This is a genomic window from Sorangium sp. So ce119, from assembly GCF_051524405.1.
Lineage (GTDB): Bacteria > Myxococcota_A > Polyangia > Polyangiales > Polyangiaceae > Sorangium > Sorangium cellulosum_G.
Window position 1 is genome coordinate 11,635,710 of sequence record NZ_CP150310.1, and the last position, 21,166, is coordinate 11,656,875.

Genomic DNA, 21,166 nt, shown 5'->3' on the forward strand with positions numbered 1-21,166 from the left:
CTTCGCGTGCCTGGCCTCCCTCGCAGCGCGGCCGGGAGGGGGCGGCGGCCGAGCCTGGCACAGATGCGGCGACGATCGTCGGCGCGCACGCCGGAGCGTGCACCGCGGTGTCGCTCTGTACGGGCCGCGATCGTCGCGGGGCGCGCGCCCGCGGGCACGGCGGCTGCTGTCGGGCAGGGCGGAGAAACTCCAGGAGGCCTCCATGAACGCGTCGACTCGCCGCACGATTCACCGCATGCACGTAACTCTGGCATCCCTCGCGCTCCTCGCGCTCGCCTCCGGGTGCGGCGGGGAGCGGCGGCCGGCCCAGCCGGTCACCGGGACGCCGACGTTCGAATCCGAGGTGCCCCAGGACGAGATGCCCTACGACGCGGACGAACAGCCGCCGGGCGCCGCGCCGAGGCGCGCGCCGCCGGGGCCGGGCGGCGAGTTCGACAGGGGCCCCGCCGACGAGGGGCGGACGGGCGAGCGCGCGGAGCGCGGCGTCGACGAGCACGCGCTCTGCGAGCAGATCGCGGCGGCGACGAGCATCAGCGCGGAGGACATCCCGGGCGGCGTGCAGCTCGTGATGACGCCGAGCCCCGGCGCCAGCGCGACCTCGCTCGACACGCTCGCCCGCCAGCTCGACGCGCACCTCGGCGCGATCGGGCAGGCGGGACAGCAGCCGCCCGGCGACGTCGGGACGCGCTGCCGCCTGTTCGACATGGCCCGCACCGGCGCGCGCGGCAGGGTCGTCGAGGCGGCGGACGGGCTGCGCGTCCGCTTCACGTCCCCGGATCCCGAGGAGGTCTCGATCCTCCGCGACCAGGCGCGCCAGTTCGAGCGGTCCGCTCGCGAGGGACAAGTCCGGTAAGGCTGTCCAGATCTTGCGGGATGCCGCCCGGGTTGCCGCCGATCGGGCGCGGGCCGGAGCAGGTGGCGCTCGACCGGCCGTGGAGCGCGGGCTAGCCTGGGCCTGAAGGGTTCCACGATGAGCAAGAAGCTGGATGAAGAGTTGGCCCAGGCGCTGTCTCTCGCAGAGCAGCAGGAGACCCCGGCGGTCGTGAAGCCGGCCGCGTCGAGCGCGCAGCCGAAGCCGCGCCCGTCGCGCAGCGTCGGCCTGCTGGCGACGCTGCTCGTCATGGTGGGCGCGCTCGTTGCCCTGTTCCTCGTCGGCTTCAAGGAAGCCGCCGTCTACGCGACGCCCGTCGATCAGCTCCTCGCCTCGAAGGACAAGCTCGCCGGCCGCAAGGTCCGCGTCGAGGGCGAGCTCGTCCCGGGCACGCTCGTCAAGCGCGACCAGCCCTGCGAGTACCGCTTCCAGATCCACGGCACGCAGGCCGAGCTGCCGGTCCGCTACGCCCAGTGCGTCATCCCCGACACCTTCCGCGACGTCCCGAGCGGCGGCGTCCAGGTGACCGTCGAGGGCGCGCTCACGCAGGACGGCAACTTCGAGGCGAGCCTCGTGATGGCGAAGTGCAGCTCGAAGTACGATCCCAACTCGCACGAGATGAAGGGCGACGCCAAGGCCGGCGAGGGCCCGCTCTCTCTCAACTGAGCGCGCCCCTGCCGCCTGTCTTCTTCTTCGCGCCGCGCGCGCCGCGAAGAAGAAGACAAAAGGCGGGCCCGGTAGAGCGCTCGCCTCCCCCCGCGCATCCTCCACACTGCGGCGATGATCTTCCGCGAGCGCCGGTTGCACAGCCCCATCGACGATGGCCGCAGCGTGCCTGCGCCGGGCGTCCCGCCGGTCGCTCGCGCCGCCGCGTCCTCGGGCGCCGGCGCCGACGCGCCGAAGGCCGTGGGCCCCATCCTGACGGCCGAGCACGCGCTCACCCTGCTGCCCGGCATGGAGTCGGTGCTGGGCTCGATCTTCCGCGACGTCGACCGCGCGGAGCGGCGCGTCGACATCGAGACGTACATCTACCGCGACGACCTGCTCGGGCGCTCGTTCGCGGAGGTCATGGGGCGGGCCGCCGCGCGCGGGGTGCGGGCGCGGCTGCTCTACGATCCGCTCGGCTCGAACGAGACCGACACCCCGTTCTTCGAGGAGCTCCGGCGCCGCGGCGTCGAGGTCCGCGCCTACCGCCCCATGGCGATCGCGCTCGGCCGCGGCGGGCTCCTGCCGCGGGATCACTCGCGCGTGATCGTGATCGACGATTTCGCCTACACCGGCGGCGCGGCGTGGGGGGACGAGTGGCTCCCGGAGCGGCGCGGCGGCGAGGGGTGGCACGACGTCTGTATGCGCATCGAGGGCCCCTGCGTCGGCGATTTCGCGTACCTCTTCGAGCAGCGCTGGCGCGAGGCCGACGGCGAGGGCGGCGGCCTGCGCGACTACGCGACCGGGCGCAAGTACCCGGACCTCGAGCTCGTCGCGGACACGCCGGACGACAACGCGCGCGTCTACGCCCGCTACCGCGAGGCGATCCGGCGCTCGAGGGAGCGCGTCTGGATCGAGAACGCCTATTTCTTCCCGCCGTCCGGGATGCTCCAGGACCTCGTCGACGCGGCCAGGCGCGGGGTCGACGTCCAGATCATCCTCCCCGGCCAGACCGATCTGCCGATCATCCAGCGGGCAGCGCGCGCCGAGCACGCCGCGTGGCTCGATCGCGGCTTCGGGCTCTTCGAGTACCAGCGGGACGTCATGCACTCGAAGTTCGCGCTGGTCGACGATGACTGGTGCACGATTGGCACCTTCAACGCGAACCCGAGCAGCCTGAGCGCCGTCAACGAGGTGAATCTCTTCGTGTTCGATCCGGAGTTCGTGGCCCGGGTGGCCGACCTGTTCTCGCGGGACAGGGCGGACTCGCGGCCGGTGACCCGGGGCACGCTCGCGGCGCGGTCGCTCCCGGACAAGGCGATTGACTGGCTCGCTCACGGGGCCTTGAGCGTCCTCGACGCGCTGGTCAAGACATCCCCGGACTGACGCCCTAGGAGGAGGCATTTGAGCCACGAACGCGAACTTGTCATCTTGACCCAGAACATCTGGGGTGGCGTCGCCCTCTGGGAGCGGCGCCGGACGATGCTGGCCCGCCTCCTCGGCGATCTGCGGCCCTGCATCATCGGGCTCCAGGAGGTGCACGCGCCGGCCGCGAGCGGCGACCTCGGGCAGGCAGGCGAGCTCTCGCGGCTCGTCGGCGGATACCGGGCCTGGTTCGCGCCCGGCAGGGTCGCGGCGAGCGGCGAGTGCGAGGGCGTCGCGCTGCTCTGCAGGGAGGACATCGAGGTGCTCGACCACTCCGTCGAGGCGCTCACGCTCGATCGCGACGACCCGTTCGAGCGCGACAGCCAGCGCGTCGTCCTGCGCGCCGCGATCCGGCACGCGGGCGCGGTGATCGACGTGCTCGTCACGCACCTCTCGCTGTCGAAGCGCGCGCGGGCGCGCACCGTGCGGGAGCTCGTGAGCTTCGCCGCGCGCGAGCGGGAGAAGTCGAGGAGCCTCGGCGCCGTGCTGATGGGCGACTTCAACGCGCTCCCGAGCGAGGAGGCGGTCTGTTACCTCCAGGCGAGCGCCGGAGAGGCCAGCTGGCTCGACGCGTGGAAGCAGACGCACCCCGGCAAGCCCGGCGGCACCTGGCCGGCGGGCCTGCCGCTGCGCCGCATCGATTATGTCTTCGTCCAGCCCGGGGAGGGGTGGACGATCACGCGCTGCGAGCGGGCGCCGTTCTCCGGCTCGGATCACCACGGCGTGGTCGCGTGGCTGCGGCTCGGCGCCTGACGGGCGGAGCGCCTCTCGCCCGGCTCCAGAGCAGATCTCGGCGGATGAGCCCGGCGTGACACGCGCGTGTTGAACCCGCTGCCGCAGACCGGGTAGGCTCGGGGCGCATGAGCAGACTGCTGATCTTGGGGGCGACGGGGGGCACGGGCGCCGCGCTGGTGCGTCAGGCCCTGGAGGCCGGCCACGAGGTCTCGGCGTTCGCGCGCAATCCCGCCACCATCCCCGTTCCGCACCATGAGCGGCTGCGCGCGCTCCGCGGCGACATCATGGATGCCGAGCAGGTGTCGCGCGCCGTCGCCGGCCACGACGCGGTCCTCTCGGCCCTCGGGTCGCGCGGCCTGGGGCCGACGCGCGTCTACTCCGAGGGCATCGTCAACGTCCTCCGCGCGATGAAGGAGCACGGCGTCCGCCGCCTCATCGCCATCACCTCGGCGGGCGTCGACGATCAGCAGAGCGCGCTCTGGTTCCGCCTGCTGGTGAAGCCGCTGCTCCGCAACCGGTATTCCGACATGGTGCGCATGGAAGAGGCCGTCCGTAAGAGCGATGTGGCCTGGACCCTCGTGCGGCCGCCCAAGCTCACGGACGGGCGGCTCAGCAAGGAGTACCGCGCCAGCGTCGACCACTTGCCGATGGATGGCTATTTCATCGGTGGTCCCACGATCTCGCGCGAGGACACCGCGCATTTCATGATCGCGCAGCTCGACAGCGACGACTTCGTTCGCAAGGCCGTCGCCGTGGCGTACTGAGGCGCGGCGCTCGCGCCCTGTCCCTTGACGCGACGGTGGGCTTTGAGTCTGCTGCCGCCGCGGCGCCGGGGAGACTTCGGCTCTTCTGCCGTCACGGCGCCGAGCAGAGGCCGCAGTATCCATGTTTTTTCCTTCCAGGACCGCACTCCCGTTGTTCCTAGGACTGGCGGTTCCAGCCCTGGTCGGGTGCGAGCTCCTCGCCACCGTGGACCGCACCAGGATCGATGAGCCCGCTGTATCCGGCAGTGGCGGAGAGGCCGGCAGCAGTGGAGAGGCCGGCAGCAGTGGAGAGGCCGGTAGCAGTGGAGAGGCCGGTAGCAGTGGAGAGGCCGGAAGCGGTGGCAACGAGGACGGCGATTGCTGCTCGCGCGCATGTCAGGTGGAGCCCGGGGGCGAGGTCGAGCCGAACGACGATTTCGCGTCGGCCAACGACGCCTTCTGCATCGCCCCCGACGGTCGAATCCGCGCCTTCCTCGACCCCGCGGGCGACGTGGACGTGTTCTCGGTGAGCGTCCCCGACGGGGCGGTCGGGCGGCTCAAGGCAGAGACGCTCGATGGACCGCTGGGCACGGCGTGCAGCTCGCTCGGCGTGGATACGTATGTGACGATCTTCGACGGCAGCATGGTGGCCCTCGACAGCAACGATGATATCGCCGACGACAACACGTGTTCTTTCCTGACGCTGAACAGGCTCGGCGCGGGGGACTACTTCATCAGCGTGCAGATCTCCCCGGAGGTGGAGCCCGCGACGCTCGAACACACGCTCGATTACACGCTCTCGCTCACCCTCGACACCGCGGTGTGCGGCGACGGCGCGCTGGAGCCCCCGGAGCTCTGCGACGACGGGAACACCACCGGCGGCGACGGCTGCAGCGCCGCGTGCGAGCTGGACGCTCCGGTGCGCGAGGTCGAGCCGAACGACACCGCGGCCGAGGCCGATGAGCGCGGCGCCCTCCGGCCGAACGAGCTTGTCACGGGGGCGATCGAGCCGCTCGGCGACGTCGACGTCTTCGCCTTCGTGGTGCCGCGCCTCGCGGAGATCCAGCTCGCCACGTTCGACCCGGGCAGCCTGAGCGCGTGTTCCCAGGGCGTCGACACCTTCCTCCAGCTCCTCGACGCGGACGGCGCGACGGTGCTGGCGAGCGACGACGACAGCGGCCCCGAGGCCTGCTCGCTCATCGACTCCACCGTTGCCCCCTGGGCGACGCAGCTCCGGCCAGGCACGTATTACGTGACCGTCGAGGAGTTCACGCGCGACGCCACCATCCCCGGGTACGACCTCCTCGTCGTGTTCACCGCGCTCTGCGGCGACGGCGTGGTCGAGGGGGCCGAGGCGTGCGACGGCGGCGACGGGTGCTCGGAGGACTGCGCGCGGATCGCGGTGTGCGGTGACGGCGCCATCGACGGCCCCGAGGCGTGCGACGACGGCAACACCGAGGGCGGAGACGGCTGCAGCGCCGCGTGCGAGCTCGAGGGGACGCTCCCGGAAGCCGAGCCGAACGACGCGCCGGAGCAGGCCACCGCGGGGCAGGCGACCGCGTCGGGCGCGCTGTTCTCGGCGTGGATCTCCCCGGCGGGCGACGTCGACCACTTCGCCATCGACGTCCCCGGAATCGCCGACCTCGTCATCGAGACCTTCGACGCGAGCGGCCCGACCTCCTGCCGCGACGTCGATACCGTGGTGCAGCTCCTCGGGCCCGACGGCGCGCTGATCGGCGAGGACGACGACGGCGGCGAGAAGGATTGCTCGCGCATCCAGGCTGTCATCGCCGCGCCGGGGATCTACCCTGTGCGCGTCGAGGCCTATGGTGGAGCCTCCACCGCCGGATATACCCTGCGCGCGCGGATAGCCGCCCTGTGCGGCGACGGCGTCGTCGAGGGTCACGAGGAGTGCGATGGCGGCCCCGCGTGCGAGGCGACGTGCCAGCGGTTTCCGGCGTGCGGCGACGGCTTCATCGACGATCCCGAGGTCTGCGACGACGGCAACACGGAAGACGACGACGGCTGTGACGCTGCCTGTCGGCTCGAGGGGGCGACGGCCGAGATCGAGCCCAACGCGACCCCGGCCGAGGCGGACGCGAACGGCGCCGTGGCGCCGGGAGCGCTCGTGTCCGGCGTCCTCGACCCGGACACCGACGTCGACGTCTTCGCCCTGCGCCTCACGACCGTCTCGGACCTCCGTCTCGAGACCTTCGACGCGAGCGGCCCCGATCGGTGCGCCGACGGCGTCGACACAGCGCTCGTCCTGCTGGCGCCGGACGGGGCGACCGTGCTCGCTTCCGACGACGACGGCGGCGCCGGCGCCTGCTCGCTCATCGACCCGACGAGCCCCGGCGGCGCCTCGGCGCGCCGCCTGGCCCCGGGGACCTACTACGTGCTCGTCCACGGCTTCCCCGGGGTGCTGGACGCCCGCTACACGCTGCGCGCCTCGCTCGACGCCTCGTGCGGCGACGGCGTGACGGAGGGCGCGGAGGAGTGCGACGGCGGCGCGGGCTGCACGCCGGGCTGCGAGCGCCTCCCGGTCTGCGGCGACGGCCTCGTCGACGTGCCGGAGGGGTGCGACGACGGCGGCGCCGCGGGCGGCGACGGGTGCAGCGCCGACTGCCAGATCGAGGCGGCGACCGCGGAGATCGAGCCGAACGACACCCCCGCGGAGGCCGGGGCGGGCGAGGTCGTGATCGCGGGCGACGCGCTCATCGCGGCGCGCATCGACGCGGGCGGCGACAGGGACGTGTTCCGCGTGAGCCTGCCGGCCGCGGCGGTCGTGCGCCTCGAGGTCCTCGACGGCACCGCCGCGGGCTGCGAGGGGGGCATCGCGACGACGCTCCGCGTGCGCGACGCCGCGGGCGCGCTTGTCGCGACGGACGAGGGGCTCTCCGACGCCGAGTACGCGGGCGGGATCGGCGGGTGCTCGGCGCTCGTCCTCGGGCTGCCGGCCGGCGATCACCTCGTCGAGGTCGCGGCGCGCGACGGCGGCGCGGCGATCCCGATCTACCTCCTCCAGGCGAAGGTCCTCGCCCCGGCGGGGGCCGAGGAGGAGCCGAATGGCACCCTCGCCGAGGCGAACGGGCCTGTCGGCTCCGACGTGGTCATCGCCGGCGCGCGCACGATCGACGACTTCGACCTCTACGCCGTGGACCTCCCGGAGGGCCGCTCGATCCGCGCGGAGATCGTCGAGGGCGGCGCGGAGACGTGCGAGTCGCTCGAGATGGACAGCCGGCTGTCGCTGCTCGACGGAGAGGGCCTGATCCTCGCGGACGACGACGACGGCGGCCGGGGGGACTGCTCGCTCCTCGACGGCACCGGGAGCGCCCCGCGCCACCCCGGCGCGCGCGCGCTCCCGGCGGGAACGTACTTCCTGCGGGTCCGCGCCTCGTCCGGCGCGGCGGGCTCCGCGGCCGTCTTCGACTACCGGCTGGCCGTCACGCTCCGCTGACCCGCGCGGCGCCGCCGGGGCCGCCGCGCCACGTCCAGCCGAGCGGGCGCGCGCCCGCTCCGGGCGTCGCCGGGAGAGGCCCGGACGGACCCGGCGCCGCGCGATGATTCGATATCTGGAGTTCCCATCATCGCGAGACTGCCGCGCACCATCGCGCCTCGGCGAGGAGGTGGCCACTCGGTGCTCATCGGCGTCTCATGGCGGGTCAGGACCCACAGGCGTCATCGGCCCACAGGGCGCGAAGACGCGCGCGAAATCCCTGCGTTCCTGCCTCGCGCGCCCCGCGTGCGCCCGCGCTGCGCCCCGCTGGCCACTCCGGGCCTGGACCGCTCTTCGCGGCGCCCCGCACAGCGCCTCTGGCGCGCTGGTGCGTGATACTTCGGCTGGATGTGGGAGCCCATGGGGTGCGTTCCAGGCAGAGGATTCGAGCGCATAGTCGAGGAGTGCCGTTATTCTCCCTGGTTCTATGTCAGTCGTGTTTCCGACCGCAGAATTGCCAATCAAAAGTGCTTGCGTGAACCCGCGGGGAGAATAGTCTCCTGTTGTTCGCGTCATGACCTCGGGGCGGGTTCCTCCGGGAGCGTGACCATGACGGGCCGGCGACAACGCGCGCCGCGCCCGTCGGGGCATCGCTCCCCTGGCGCAAGCCCCGGGGCATGAATCCCTTGGGTGACGATCTGGATAGGTATCTGCAACAAAACTTCACCACAGATTCGATTCCTCGGAGGTATTTCTCATGAAGAAGATTGCTCGTTTGGCGCTCGCTTTCGCTGTCGTGACGTCGGTCTCCGGCAGCGCGATGGCTATGCGTAATGATATGATGTACAAGGTGACCACCAGCACCGGAATCCGGCAGGTCGCCCTCGGGCGAATGATTGGTCAGCTCGAGGAGCACCTGCTGTCCAGCCCGTGGGATCCCGTGTGCTCGAACCACGTCAACTGGTTCTCCGAGGGGGGCGGCCCGATCGGGGTGGCTCAGAGCAGGATGCTGTACAGCCCGACGTTCGAGTGGGGGGACTGCTACGCTGCCAGCTACCAGTTCACCCAGGGGTACATCCAGATCGATCCGCAGGAGAACAACTACGGGATCACCGCGCACGGCCAGATCCAGCCGATCTCCAGCTTTCATGGGACCTCGGATGCCTACAACGGCGTCATGGTGGCCTTGATGAAGTACAGCCCCCTGAGCTCCGCCAGGCAGATCAAGATGACCCCGGTCCAAGGGCCGTGACGCACACAGGTCCGGTTTCGTACCGGCGGTAGGGCGGCGCTCGGCGCGCGGATCATCGTCGAGAGACTCCCTGTCCAGAAGCCCACAACGCAGGCCCCGGGCAGGACAGGGGGCGGATCTCTCGGAGCGCGCCGCGCAGGAGGAGGAGGGGTCGCTGGCGACGGCCGGCGACCCCTCTTTCTTTCTGCGTCCAGCGTCCGGCCGAAGCGCTTTGGCCAGGTCAACTCATCTGCAGGAGCAACCATGCAACGCGATTCCTCGACACGGAGACCCTCGCGCCGGCCCTTGTGGGTCGCCCTCGGGCTGCTCACGGCGGCCCTCGCCGGCGTCATCCTCTTTCTCCTCCTGCGCCCGGGCCGCGAGGAGGTCGCCCCCGGCGCGAGGCCCCCGGCCGCCGCCGGCGCGGAGAAGCGCGCCCGCTACCGCAACCGGGCGCTCCTCCGCGGCGCGCACGAGGCGCCGCCCGAGGCGCGCCCCACGATCAGCGGCCGCGTGTACGCGACCGACGGCAGCACCCTCGCGGGCGCGACGGTCGTCGCGTCCGCCTTCGAGGTCGCCGGCAACGTGCTGACGACCGCGGGCACCGCGAAGAGCGACGAGGCCGGGCGGTTCGAGCTCACGCTCCCCGACGGGACCTACCAGCTCAGCGCGAACGTCGAGGGATACGGGACCACGTCGACGACGGCGCACAGCGGCCAGACGGTGAGCCTGGTGCTCCCGAAGAGCGGCGCCATCGAGGGGCGCGTGCTCGACGAGCGCGGCGAGCCCGTGCGGCGGTTCTCCATCGACGTGCTCTCGCCCGTGACGGAGGACGACCCCGCGCCGCCGCCCCTGTTCTCCCGCGTGTTCGAGAGCCCGGACGGCTCCTACCGCGTCGCCCAGCTCCCGTCGTGGCCCGTCATCGTGAGGGCGACGACGGCGGATCACGCGCCGGCGTTCTCGCCGTTCGTCAGGGTGCGGCCCGGGGACGTCGAGAAGGTGGATCTGACCGTCCCCGAGGGGTGCACCCTGACCGGGCGCGCCGTGGACCCGTCCGGCGCTCCGCTGCCCGGGGTGTTCGTCGACGCGGAGTCGCTGCTCGCCGCCGGCCAGATGAGCAATGTCGCCCTGGAGGCCGCCGCCCAGGCGCAGAGCGAGGACGACGGCTCGTTCGTCCTGCCCAACGTGCCGAAGGGCACGATCGCCGTGCGCGGCTACGACGGCGCGAACGCCGTGAGCACGGTCAACGTCGATGTCGCGGGCTGCGACAACCTCCCGCCGGTGAAGCTCGTGATGTCGCCCGGCGGCAGCATCTCCGGCGTGGCGCGAGGATCCGACGGGGCGCCGCTCGCCGGCGTCCGGCTCACGCTGCTGCAGCGGCGGATCGGCTTCGTGAACACGACGAGCGACGCGGAGGGGCGCTATCGCTTCGACCAGATCCCGTCTGGCCCGATCCGCATGATGGCGCAGCACGGAGAGCGGATGAGGCTCGTCGACCTCGAGGTCGAGGAGGGAAAGGAGACGGAGCAGAACGTCGCCCTGCCGCCCGGGGGCACGGGCGAGATCCGCGGCCGCGTCACGGCGGGCGGGCAGCCGCTCCCCGGGGTTCGCCTCACGCTGGCCACGCCGTTCGCCGACGACAACTCGATCGGCCTGTACTCCCTGGTCACCGCGGAGGACGGCTCGTACCGCGTGTCCGCGATCTCGCCCGGGCTCTACGTGATCAGCGTCGAGTCCACCATCGCCAACGTCGGCGTGCAGGTGAAGCCGGGCGAGGTCGCCACGATGGACGTGCGCGTGCCCGACGCGCCGCCCGCCGGGGGGGGCTCGCCGCCGCCGCCGCCGCAGTGAACGCGCCGCCGGCGGCGATCCCCGGCTGTCCCGGAGGCGGCGCCTCCCGGACGGCCGGTCCGCTTTTGTGGCGACCAGGAGCGCCGCGCCGGCGATGTGCGATGTGGTGGAGTCGAGGCGTCGCGAGGACGCCCCCTGCGGGGCGCCCTCGCCCGGCAGCAGGTCACTCCGCCGGGGTGATCGTCAGCGTGAACGCCCCCGAGGAGCCGCTGTCGTAGCTGTCGACGAAGATGTCGATCGGCGCTGCCTGGGTCACCGTCAGCGTGATCGACTCGGCGACCGCGGCGTCGAGCGGGTCATCCGCGCACGCGAGCTCGCTGTCCCGGTCCGCGCAGTCGGTCCGCGCGTGGAGGACGACGTCGGCCGCGCCGACCGGCGTGGCGGTGATCGTCACCTCGCCGCTCGCAGCAGGGGTGTACCGATACACGACCTCACCGCCGGCGCCGCCGCACGACCCCGTGAAGCCTTGCGTGCCCTCGGACGCGTCCCCCTCCGTGGTCTCCGCGGTGATCGGCAACGCGGCCGCGCACGCGGCCTCCGTGTTCACCACGCACGCGTTCGAGCACACGTCGTCGTCCGCGGTGTTGCCGTCGTCGCACTCCTCCGTGCCGACGCGCCTCCCGTCGCCGCAGACCTGCGCCGCGAAGGACACGTCGAGCGCATACGCCGCTTCCGCGTCTTCCGTGCCCTCGATGTAGAGGAAGTAGGTGTCGCCCTCCTCGACGGGGAGCTCCACGGGCGCGTCGTCCGCGGCGTAGGCGGGCAGACAGCCGAGCAGCGTCGCCGCGTCGTCGCAGCCGGTCCGAACGTACCAGTCGAAGTCGCCCTCGGTCGCCCGGGCGGCGATCTCGACGATGCCCTTGGCGGGGGCGACGAACTGGAAGACCCGCTCGTTCCTGCCCACGCCGGCGGCGTACGTGCCGCCGAGCGTCTCGCACAGCGCGCCGAACAGGTTGGTGCCGCCCTCCGTCGTGCCGGAGAACGTCCCTCCCTCGGACACTTCGGTCGCGCCCGTGCAGGCCGCGGCGATGCTCGTGGCGCACGCTCCCTGCGCGGCGCAGTCGCGCTCCTCGCAGTCCTGCAGCCCGTCCGCGTCGTCGTCCGCGCCGTTGTCGCAGACCTCGCCGGACGCGACGCAGTACCCGAGATCATCGTTGCAGGCGCCCTGACACTGATCGTCGGCGTCGCAGCCGCCGATGCACATCAGCGCGCCTTCCCCGGTCACGTCGACGCAGGCCTGCCCCGCTCCCCCGCAGTCGTCGGCCTCTCCACAGGTCTTGAGGCAGAGCGAGTAGCTGCCCTGGTTCAGACACTCGGACCCACGCTCGCACGGCAGGAGGTCGGGGTCGCAGAGCCCGGAGCAGTAGCCGGCCGCCCAGCCGAACGTCTCCTCCGTCAAGCAGAGCCCGCCGAGGCACTCGTCGTTCGTCGTGCAGGGCTCGCCGTCCGCCCTCGCCTCCGCCTCGCCGCCCTGGCCACCCTGGCCGCCTTCAGCGCCCTGGCCGCCCTCGCCGTCGTCAGCGCCCTGGCCGCCGTCGCCGCCCTGGCCGCCGTCGCCGCCCTCGCCGCCGGTGCCGGACGACGTCCCTTGCGGCGCCGGATCATCGTCACCGCACGCAGCGAGCGCCAGACACATCGCTGTAATTGCTGACAGGGGAAGACCAAGTCGCATCTTGTTTCTCCTTAGAAGAGGTACAGCGCTCGTAGCACGGAGCACGCCAGGGCGTGCCACAACACGAGAAAAAGACGGTTCTGGCTGTACTGGTTGCGTCCATGACGAAACGTGGTGGTAAGCAAAGAGATTTTACGATCGTTCAATGCTGCGACCCTGGCGTTTCAGAATCGAAACCTCGAAGGGACGTTCCCGACGCAATGTCGCCATTCTTGCGTCATTCTCAGGGCGCGCCCGATGGCACGCTGAGTGCTTCATAGGACGTCAGCGCCGCCGGCGTGGCCTTCGCCCCCCTGAGGCCCCGGCGGCGCTGTCTTTTTGTCCGCGTTCTGCCCGCGTCCGCTCGCCTGTCGCCTTCTGCCACGGCTGAGCCCCGCGGCCCGCTTCTCCCGGACGGGGTGGGGCTGTTTGACACAGCGAACCCAGCGGGCGGGCGGCGCGAGCGTGGCGGAGATGGCGGCGGCGCGGCCAAGCGCAGCCCGCCGGCGCGTTGTATCGTCCGCCGCCCCATGGCGACGAAGACGAAGCGCTCTCCGGCGACGAAGCTTCCGGCGGCGAAGCTCTCCTCTCCCCCCGATCAGAAGTTCGAGTGTCGCGACTGCCCAGCTCGCTGCTGCCGGCTGCCCTGGAACATCCGCTTCAGCAGCGACGAGGCCAGGCGGTACCTCGAGGAGCCGTGGGTCCGGGAGCGCGCCGGGGAGGAGGGGGCGCTCGTCATCGCGCGCGGCGTGCTGCCGATGCGGGAGCAGGACCGCCGGCTCCAGTGCGTCTTCCTCGACGACGACCTGCTCTGCAGCATGCAGAAGCGGTTCGGCCACGAGTACATCCCCAAGTCGTGCCAGGCGTTCCCGTTCGGGTTCGTCCGCGACGAGAAGGAGGTCGTCGTCGCGCAGCTCTCCCAGCTCTGCCCGTCGATCCGCGAGAACTACGGCAAGCCGGTGGACCTCCAGCTCAAGGCGAAGCTCGAGCAGCGGGGCGACACCGAGCGGATGTCGAAGGCGCTCGCCACCCTGGGCGGCGTCATCCTGGCCCAGCCCCAGTACCTGCGCGCGGTGAAGCGCTGGGAAGACGAGCTCGCGACCGGCGCGTCGCCCGCCGCGACCCTGGCGCGGCTCTATGACTGGACGGCCGCCTTCGAGCGCGCCCTCCCGCCGGGCGCCGAGCGCGCGACGGACGCGTCGATCGAGGCCGCCCTCGGGCAGGCCGACGCCGGGGAGCTCGCGCCGCTCGAGCCGCGCAAGAGGCCCTCGTTCTACGCGCGGGTCCTGTTCGCCCACCTCCTCGGCAACCTCTGCTACCCGTCGCGGGTCCGGGAGGCGCACCGGGTCGGAAAGGCCTCGTGGACGCAGCTCCAGGCGCTGCGCAGCGCCGGCAACAAGGTCGCCTGGATGCTCGGGCGAGGCACCGTCGACATGCTGTTCATCCCGGAGCCGTTCAAGCTGCAGCGGGTGAGGACGGTCGACCGGTTCCTCGGCGCCGACGAGGGGACGATCGTGAGGGACTACCTGCGCCTCGTGCTCCAGCGCCGGCACATCTTCTCGGCGCCCCGGCACCTCCTCGCGGCCGTGCTCGACCTCTCGCTGGCCACGGTCGTGATCTCCCGCTTCGCCCGCTGCCGCGCGGCGGCGGACGGCAGGGTCAAGGTCTCGCTGGAGGACGTGCGGGAAGGCATCAGCGTCGCCGAGCTCGTCCTCCTGAGCCACGCGGCGCTGTCGGAGCAAGGCAAGCTCATGAAGAACCTGCGCTGGCTCCTGCTCACGAAGCGCGACAGCTTCCGGGCCCTGCTGGCGACCGAGGCCTAGCGTCGTTCAATGTGCGGTGATCGGCGCCGCGGCGTGGCCCGGGGCAACACGCCGCGAACACAGCGCTTCCCTCCTCGCCTGGCGGCCGGCCCTGACTATCATTCCGCGCCCACCGGGCCGGCAGGCCCATGGAGGCACGCGCAATGATCGTCATGAAGTTCGGCGGCAGCTCGGTCGAGAGCCGCGCGCAGATCGAGAAGGTCCTCAGCATCGTCAGAGCCCGCGTGGCCCGCCGCCCCGTCGTCGTGAGCTCCGCTCACAAGGGCATGACCGACGCGCTGATCAACGCCGCCAAGCTCGCCGCCACCGGGCGGTTCGACCCCTCGATCCCGCTCGGCAAGCAGCGCGCCGTCGCCGAGTCGCTCGGCTGCGCGCCCGACCTGCTCGCGCCGTTCTACCAGGAGATCGAGGATCTCTTGCGCGGCATCAGCCTCGTCAAGGAGCTCAGCCCGCGGAGCCTCGACTACATCGCGAGCTTCGGCGAGCGCATGGCCGTGCGCTGCATCGCGGACTTCTTCGCCCGGAGCGGCGTGAAGGCGCGCGCCTACGACGTCTGGGACCTCGGCTTCATCACCGACGCGAACTTCGGCCGCGCGCGCCCGCTGCCCGGCTTCGACGCCCGCGCCAAGGCGATGTTCGCCGAGCGGGTCCCCGAGGGCGTCGTCCCGATCGTCACCGGGTTCGTCGGCCGCAACGAGGCCGGCGAGATCACGACCGTCGGCCGCAACGGGAGCGACCTGACGGCGACGCTGCTCGCCGCGGGGCTCGGCGCCGAGGAGGCGCAGATCTGGAGCGACACCGACGGCGTGATGACCGCCGACCCGAGCGTCGTGAAGACGGCCCGGAACATCCCGACGATGCACTTCGACGAGGCGGCGGAGCTCGCGTTCTTCGGCTCCCGCGTGCTGCACCCCTCCACGCTGCTGCCCGCCATGGAGAAGGGCATCCCGGTGCGGGTGCTCAACACGAACCGGCCGGATCACCCCGGCACGGTGATCGACTTCAACACCGACGCCGCGTCCCCGGCCGTGACCAGCATCGCGTACCGCGAGCGGCAGGTGGTGCTCAAGATCAGCTCGACCCGGATGTTCGGCGAGGTCGGCTTCCTCGCGCAGGTCCTCGCGGTGCTGGCGCGGCACGAGGTCGTGATCGACGTGATCACCACGTCGGAGGTGTCGGTCTCGATGACCACCGACGACCTCGGGAAGCTCGGCCGCGCGCTCCCCGAGCTGGAGCGCTTCGGCGCCTGCGAGGTCCTGCCCAACCGGACGACGCTCGTGATCGTCGGCCAGGGCCTGCCCCGGCAGAAGGGCGTCGCCGCGCAGGTGCTCGAGGCGATGTCCCAGGCCGGCGTCAACGTCGAGATGCTGAGCTACGCGATGGGCAGCATCAACCTGTGCATGGTGATCGACGACGCGAACGTCGCGCCCGCGGTCGCCGTGCTGCACCGATCGCTGTTCGAGAAGGCGAGCTGACGCCCTCCGAGCGGGCGAGCCGCGGGGCGGCGGGCCGGCGCCGCGCCGCCGCGATGGCTCACGGCGCCCGGCCGCCGCCCCGGGAACGGGGCGTGACAGGACGTTGACAGGCGTGACGCGACGCGCGCGCCGCAGTAGGCGTGGTCCTCGGCCGGAGCGGACGTCCGGCCCGGGGAGGACCATGACAGCAGCACAGGGCGATGGAAGCGGGGCGCCGTTGTTGCCCATCCCGCGCGTGAGCACGAGCGACATCCTGCGGCGCCTCGAGGCCGAGCGCGGCGCGGTCGGCGCGAGCGCGGCGCTCGCGTTCGACGCGGACGGCACCCTCTGGGACGGGGACGTGGGCATCGACCTGTTCGAGGCGTTCCTCGCCGGGCGCTGCGCGCGGCCCGAGGCGGAGGCGGCGCTGCGCCGCGAGGCCGAGGCGTTCGGCGTCGCCGCGGAGGGCGGCGCGCACGAGATCGCGAGCGCGCTCTACGCGGCGTTCGCCGCCGAGAAATACCCGGAGGACCGGGCCTTCGCGATGATGGCGTGGGCCTTCGCGGGGTGGCGCGAGGACGAGCTCGCCGCCCTCGTCGACCGCGTGCTCGAGGACAGGGGCCACGCGGGGCGGATCCGGCCGGCGCTGCTGCCGATCCTCGAGTGGGCGCGGTCGCGCGGCGCGCCGGTGTTCGTTGTGTCGGCGTCGCCGCGGTTCGTGATCGAGCGCGCTGTCGCGCGGCTCGGCGTCGCGCCCGAGCGGGTCGCCGCCATGACCCCGGCCGTCCGCGAGGGCCGGATCGCCCCCGAGCTCGGCGCGCCGGCGACGTACGGCGAGGGGAAGACGCAGGCGCTCGAGCGCATCTTCCCCGAGCTCGCCGTGCTTGCGGCCTTCGGTGACAGCGCGTACGACGCCGCCCTGCTGAGGATCGCCCGGGTGCCCGTCGCGGTCTCCCCGAGCCCGAAGCTGCTCGCTGTCGCGGGCTCGATCCCGGGGCTCCTCCTGCTCGACTGTTAGCGTTGCTGCCGCCATGGCCACCCTCTCGCTCCGCGGCCTGACCCGCCGCTTCCCGAACGCCGAGCGCGCCGCGCTCGCCGGCCTTTCCCTCGAGGTCGAGGACGGCGAGCTGCTCGTGCTCGTCGGCCCCTCCGGCTGCGGCAAATCGACGGCGCTCCGGCTGATCGCGGGCCTCGACAGCCCCGACGGCGGCACGGTGTCGATCGGCGGGCGCGACGTCAGCCGGGTCGCGCCGGAGGACCGCGACGTGGCCATGGTCTTCCAGGGCTACGCGCTGTACCCGCACATGACAGCGCGCGACATCATGGGCTTCCCGCTCAGGATGCGCGGGGTCGACAGGGCAGCGCGGGCGCGGCGCGTCGAGGAGGCGGCGGCGCTGCTCAGCATCGGCCACCTGCTCGACCGGCGCCCCGGCGAGCTCTCGGGCGGCGAGCGCCAGCGCGTGGCCATGGGCCGCGCGATCGTGCGCGCCCCGGCGGCGTTCCTGTTCGACGAGCCGCTCTCGAACCTCGACGCCGCGCTGCGCGCCGAGCTCCGGGTCGAGCTCGCGGCGCTCGTGCGCCGCCTCGGCACGACGTCGGTCTACGTTACCCACGACCAGGTCGAGGCGATGACCATGGGCGACCGCATCGCGGTGCTCCGCGCCGGCGAGCTCCAGCAGGTCGGCCCGCCGCGCGCCATCTACGAGGCGCCGGCGAACGTGTTCGTCGCCGGCTTCCTGGGCACGCCGGCGATCAACCTGATCGAGCTCGAGCGCTCCGGCGCGCGGTACGAGGGCGCGGCGCTCGCGCTGCCCGCCCCGCCGGGGGCGGCGCTGCCCGACCGGGTCGTCGCGGGCGTGCGGCCGGAGCACCTGCGCGTGGCGCTGGGGGCGGCGGCGGAGGGGGACGCGGGGGCGCGCGGCGCGGTGGACGAGGTGGAGATCGCGGCGCGCGTCGTGGTCGCGGAGCCGCTCGGGGCCGAGACGTTCCTGTACCTCGACGCCGCGGGGACGCGGCTGCGGGCGCGGGCGCACGGCTTCGCGACACCCGCGCCGGGGGAGTCGGTGCGCGCGCGGCTCGACCCGCGCGCCGTGCTCTGGTTCGACGCCGGCTCCGGCGCGCGGATCGCGTCATGAGCCGGGGGGCCGCGCCATGAGCCGGGCGCCGTCCCTGTCGCGGCGCGACGCGCTCCGGGCGCTCGCCGCGTCGATCGCCGCGGCCGCGGCGGGGCCGCCGGGGTGCGCGCGGCGGTCGCCGGACGGGCGCGTCGAGGCCTCGCTGTGGTTCGCGTACGGGGGCAAGAACCGCGAGGTGCTCCTGTCGCTCATCGACCAGTTCCACCGCGAGCAGGGCCGCTACCGCATCGAGGCGGTGTACCAGGGCGACTACTTCGAGGCGCTCGCCAAGCTGCGGACCGCGCTCGCGGCGCGCGCGGCGCCGGCGCTCACCCACGTGGTCGGCGAGGTGGTGCCCTACCTGGCCGAGGCGGGCGCGCTCGAGCCGCTCGATCGGTTCGTCGCCGGCGTCCCCGGCGGCGACCTCGACGTGGTCGAGGCGCTCGGGCAGGCGGGGACGTTCGTGGGCGGCGGCGAGCGCCCGCTCGTGTGCCTGCCGTTCAACCGATCGACGCCGATCGCCTACTACAACCGCGGCGTGTTCCGCGAGCTCGGGCTGTCGCCGCCGTCGACGTGGGACGAGCTGCGCAGCGCGGCGGCGCGGCTCGTCGTGCGCGACGGCAGCAGCACGCGGCGGTGGGGCTTCGAGTGCCCGATCGACTGGTGGTTCTGGGCGGCGCTCGTGGGGCAGGCCGGCGGCGACCTCCTCGGGCCGGACGGCGCGCCGACGCTCGGCGGCGAGGCGGGCGTGCGCGCGCTCCGGTTCTGGCAGGCGCTCGTGCACGAGGACCGCACGATGAAGCCGCCGCCGGGGCGCGACTACAACGCGTGGCAGGTGACGAACACCGACTTCCTGGCGGGCCGGGTGGCGATGATCTGGACCTCGACCGCGTTCCTTCGCTACCTGGAGGACAACGCGGGCCAGGCGGGCGCGGGGAGCTTCGAGGTCGGCGCGGCGCCGCTGCCGCGCGACGTGCGCGCCTCGGTGCCCACGGGCGGCACGATGTTCGTGATGCCGCGGGGCGCGGCGCCGGCGGCGCAGGAGGCGGCGTTCGCGTTCCTGCGCTGGATGATGCAGCCGGCGCAGGCGAACGCGTGGGCGACGCGCACGGGCTACATGCCCGTCTCGCGGCGCGGCCTCGAGGCGCTCTCGCAGGGCGGCTACTACGCCGCGCACCCGAACGACCGCGTCGCCGTCGACCAGCTCGCGCACGCCGCGCCGTGGCCGTGGTCCCCGGACCTGTTCCGCGTCCAGCGCGAGGCGGTGCAGCCCCGGCTCGAAGAGGCGGTGCTCGCCCCGCGCGACGCCGCCGAGACCCTCTCCGAGGCCGTCCGCGCGGCGCGCGAGCGATGAAGCCCAAGCACCCCCTCTCGCCCTACCTGCTCCTGCTGCCGACCGCGGCCTTCCTGGCCGTGTTCTTCCTGGTCCCGCTGCTGCTCGCGGCGAAGAACAGCCTCTATGCGTGGGACCTGCTCACGCCGCCGCGGTACGTCGGGCTGCGGAACTACGAGATCCTCGCCGGGAGCGGGGAGCTCACCGGGACGCTCCTCCGCACGCTCGGCTACAGCGCCGTCGTGGTGACGCTCTCGGGCTCGCTGGGGCTCGCGCTCGCGGTGGCGCTCGATCGGCCAGGGCCTGTCTACGCCTTCGTGCGGGGCGCGGTGTTCAGCGCCTACGTCGTGTCGTGGGTCGCGGTGGCGCTGCTGTGGATGTGGATCCTCGACGCCGACGGGGTGCTCTCGGCGGCGCTCCGCGGGCTCGGCCTGCCGGCGATGAGCTGGCTCGGCGACCCGCGGTCGGCGCTGCTCGCGCTGGCGGCGGTGAGCGTCTGGAAGATCACCGGGTATGCGATGGTCATCTTCCTGGCCGGCCTGCAGGACATCCCCCGCGCGCTGCACGAGGCGGCGGCGCTCGACGGGGCCGGCCCGTGGCGGCGGTTCCGCCACGTGACCTGGCCGCTGCTCCGCCCGAGCGCCGCGTTCGTGGCGACGACGAGCCTCATCCTGTCCTTCCAGGCGTTCGACGTGGTCCGCGTGATGACACAGGGGGGGCCCGTGAAGGCGACGACCCTGTTCGTCTACGCCATCTACGAGCACGTCTTCGTGAACCTGCGGGTCGGCCGGGCGAGCGCCATGATCGTGATCTTCTTCGTGTTTTTGCTGCTTCTGACCGTCCTGCAGCTCCGGGCGCTCCGCGCGGGCGCCCCGCGCGAGGGGAGGCGGCCGTCGTGACCGCGGGGCAGAGCGGCGGCGCGGGGCGCTCGGCCGCCCGGCGCATCGTCTCGGACGCCGTGCTCGTCCTGGTGGCCGTCGTGTGGCTGGGGCCGTACGCGTGGATGACGATCACCTCGCTGAAGACGCTGCCCGAGATCACCCGCGCCCCGGCGTACCCGCTGCCGCAGGCGTTCCAGCTCGACGCCTACCGCGAGGTGCTCCAGGCGGTGCCGGTGATGCGGTATTTCGCCAACACCGTGTTCATGGCGACGGCGATCGCGCTCCTGCAGATCGCCCTGGCGCTCCCGGCCGGCTATGCCCTCGCGAAGCTCAGGTTCGCCGGGCGGAGCGCCGCGTTCGTCCTCGTGCTCTCGTGCCTGCTCATCCCGGCGCAGGTGACGTTCGTCCCGGTGTTCACGATGCTCGGCTCGGTCGGCCTCGTGAACACGTTCGCGGCGCTGATCCTGCCCTTCGGGGTCAGCGCGCTCGGGACGTTCCTTGTGCGCCAGGCGCTGCTCTCTGTCCCCGACGAGATCATCGAGGCGGCGAGGATGGATGGGGCGGGCGAGCTCAGGATCATCTACCTGATCCTCGGCCCGATGCTGCGGCCGACGCTCTCGGCGCTGTTCCTGTTCAGCTTCGTGTTTCACTACAACGATTACTTCTGGCCGCTCGTCATGACCACCGACGATGACGTGCGCACCCTCCCGCTCGCGATTGCCCTCCTGCGGGAGCAGGGGACAGGGGTCCGCTGGCACCTCGTCATGGCCGGGAACGTGATCCTGAGCCTGCCGGTGCTCGCGGTGTTCGCGGCGGCGCAGCGGCAGCTCCTCCGCGCGGTGACCGCGCGGATCTGAGCGCCCGGCCGTCGCTGCGCTGTTTGTTCCCGTCCGGACGCCCTCGGTTCTGGCCCGGTCGTCGCACCGGCTCGCGACGGCAAGCGCAGCGCCGGCGAGGCGCCGCCGAAGGAGAT

The 21,166-nt window shown here is 72.7% G+C and carries 16 protein-coding genes; 15 read left to right on the forward strand and 1 reads right to left on the reverse strand.

Going from position 1 to position 21,166, the window contains the following annotated elements:
• The first annotated feature begins 235 nt into the window (after window positions 1–235).
• The 8 genes from WME76_RS43955 to WME76_RS43990 all read left to right on the forward strand — a co-directional run bounded on the left by WME76_RS43955 (window position 236) and on the right by WME76_RS43990 (window position 10,937).
• Window positions 236–853 carry a hypothetical protein gene (locus WME76_RS43955; RefSeq protein ID WP_437958114.1) on the forward strand — a complete coding sequence of 206 codons (618 nt, stop codon included), beginning with the start codon at window positions 236–238 and terminating at the stop codon, window positions 851–853.
• 117 nt (window positions 854–970) lie between these two features.
• On the forward strand, window positions 971–1,537 hold the full coding sequence (locus tag WME76_RS43960; protein ID WP_061615071.1) for a cytochrome c maturation protein CcmE: 567 nt from the start codon (window positions 971–973) through the stop codon (window positions 1,535–1,537).
• A gap of 114 nt (window positions 1,538–1,651) precedes the next feature.
• Window positions 1,652–2,902: a phospholipase D-like domain-containing protein gene (locus WME76_RS43965; protein ID WP_437958115.1), complete on the forward strand. Its 1,251-nt coding sequence runs from the start codon at window positions 1,652–1,654 to the stop codon at window positions 2,900–2,902.
• Window positions 2,903–2,920: 18 nt separating this feature from the next.
• A complete protein-coding gene (locus WME76_RS43970) occupies window positions 2,921–3,694 on the forward strand; it encodes an endonuclease/exonuclease/phosphatase family protein (protein WP_437958116.1) in 774 nt (257 codons plus the stop codon).
• A 107-nt stretch (window positions 3,695–3,801) separates the two neighbouring features.
• Window positions 3,802–4,440 carry an NAD(P)-dependent oxidoreductase gene (locus WME76_RS43975; protein ID WP_437958117.1) on the forward strand — a complete coding sequence of 213 codons (639 nt, stop codon included), beginning with the start codon at window positions 3,802–3,804 and terminating at the stop codon, window positions 4,438–4,440.
• 379 nt (window positions 4,441–4,819) lie between these two features.
• Entirely contained in the window at window positions 4,820–7,876 is a 3,057-nt protein-coding gene (locus WME76_RS43980; protein WP_437958118.1) for a DVUA0089 family protein, read from the forward strand.
• An 829-nt stretch (window positions 7,877–8,705) separates the two neighbouring features.
• On the forward strand, window positions 8,706–9,107 hold the full coding sequence (locus tag WME76_RS43985; protein WP_437958119.1) for a hypothetical protein: 402 nt from the start codon (window positions 8,706–8,708) through the stop codon (window positions 9,105–9,107).
• Window positions 9,108–9,350: 243 nt separating this feature from the next.
• The gene (locus WME76_RS43990) at window positions 9,351–10,937 is read left to right on the forward strand and encodes an MSCRAMM family protein (RefSeq protein WP_437958120.1); all 1,587 of its coding nucleotides are present in this window, start codon (window positions 9,351–9,353) and stop codon (window positions 10,935–10,937) included.
• Window positions 10,938–11,100: 163 nt separating this feature from the next.
• Here WME76_RS43990 and WME76_RS43995 read toward each other — a convergent pair whose 3' ends face one another.
• Window positions 11,101–12,573: a DUF4215 domain-containing protein gene (locus WME76_RS43995; RefSeq protein ID WP_437958121.1), complete on the reverse strand. Its 1,473-nt coding sequence runs from the start codon at window positions 12,571–12,573 to the stop codon at window positions 11,101–11,103.
• Window positions 12,574–13,118: 545 nt separating this feature from the next.
• Between WME76_RS43995 and WME76_RS44000 the strand changes: the two genes are divergently transcribed.
• The 7 genes from WME76_RS44000 to WME76_RS44030 all read left to right on the forward strand — a co-directional run bounded on the left by WME76_RS44000 (window position 13,119) and on the right by WME76_RS44030 (window position 21,050).
• Window positions 13,119–14,411, forward strand: coding sequence for a YkgJ family cysteine cluster protein (locus tag WME76_RS44000; RefSeq protein WP_437958122.1), 1,293 nt, complete (start codon window positions 13,119–13,121; stop codon window positions 14,409–14,411).
• 143 nt (window positions 14,412–14,554) lie between these two features.
• Complete coding sequence (locus WME76_RS44005; protein ID WP_437958123.1) at window positions 14,555–15,886, forward strand: aspartate kinase; 1,332 nt, start codon at window positions 14,555–14,557, stop codon at window positions 15,884–15,886.
• A 181-nt stretch (window positions 15,887–16,067) separates the two neighbouring features.
• The gene (locus WME76_RS44010) at window positions 16,068–16,883 is read left to right on the forward strand and encodes an HAD family hydrolase (protein ID WP_437958124.1); all 816 of its coding nucleotides are present in this window, start codon (window positions 16,068–16,070) and stop codon (window positions 16,881–16,883) included.
• Between the two features lie 13 nt (window positions 16,884–16,896).
• Entirely contained in the window at window positions 16,897–18,000 is a 1,104-nt protein-coding gene (locus WME76_RS44015) for an ABC transporter ATP-binding protein (protein WP_437958125.1), read from the forward strand.
• A 16-nt stretch (window positions 18,001–18,016) separates the two neighbouring features.
• On the forward strand, window positions 18,017–19,333 hold the full coding sequence (locus tag WME76_RS44020; RefSeq protein WP_437958126.1) for an ABC transporter substrate-binding protein: 1,317 nt from the start codon (window positions 18,017–18,019) through the stop codon (window positions 19,331–19,333).
• Entirely contained in the window at window positions 19,330–20,211 is an 882-nt protein-coding gene (locus tag WME76_RS44025; protein WP_437958127.1) for a carbohydrate ABC transporter permease, read from the forward strand. Before WME76_RS44020 ends, WME76_RS44025 begins: the two co-directional genes overlap by 4 nt.
• Entirely contained in the window at window positions 20,208–21,050 is an 843-nt protein-coding gene (locus WME76_RS44030) for a carbohydrate ABC transporter permease (RefSeq protein WP_437958128.1), read from the forward strand. The genes WME76_RS44025 and WME76_RS44030 overlap by 4 nt, the downstream gene beginning before the upstream one ends.
• The last annotated feature ends 116 nt before the right edge of the window (window positions 21,051–21,166 follow it).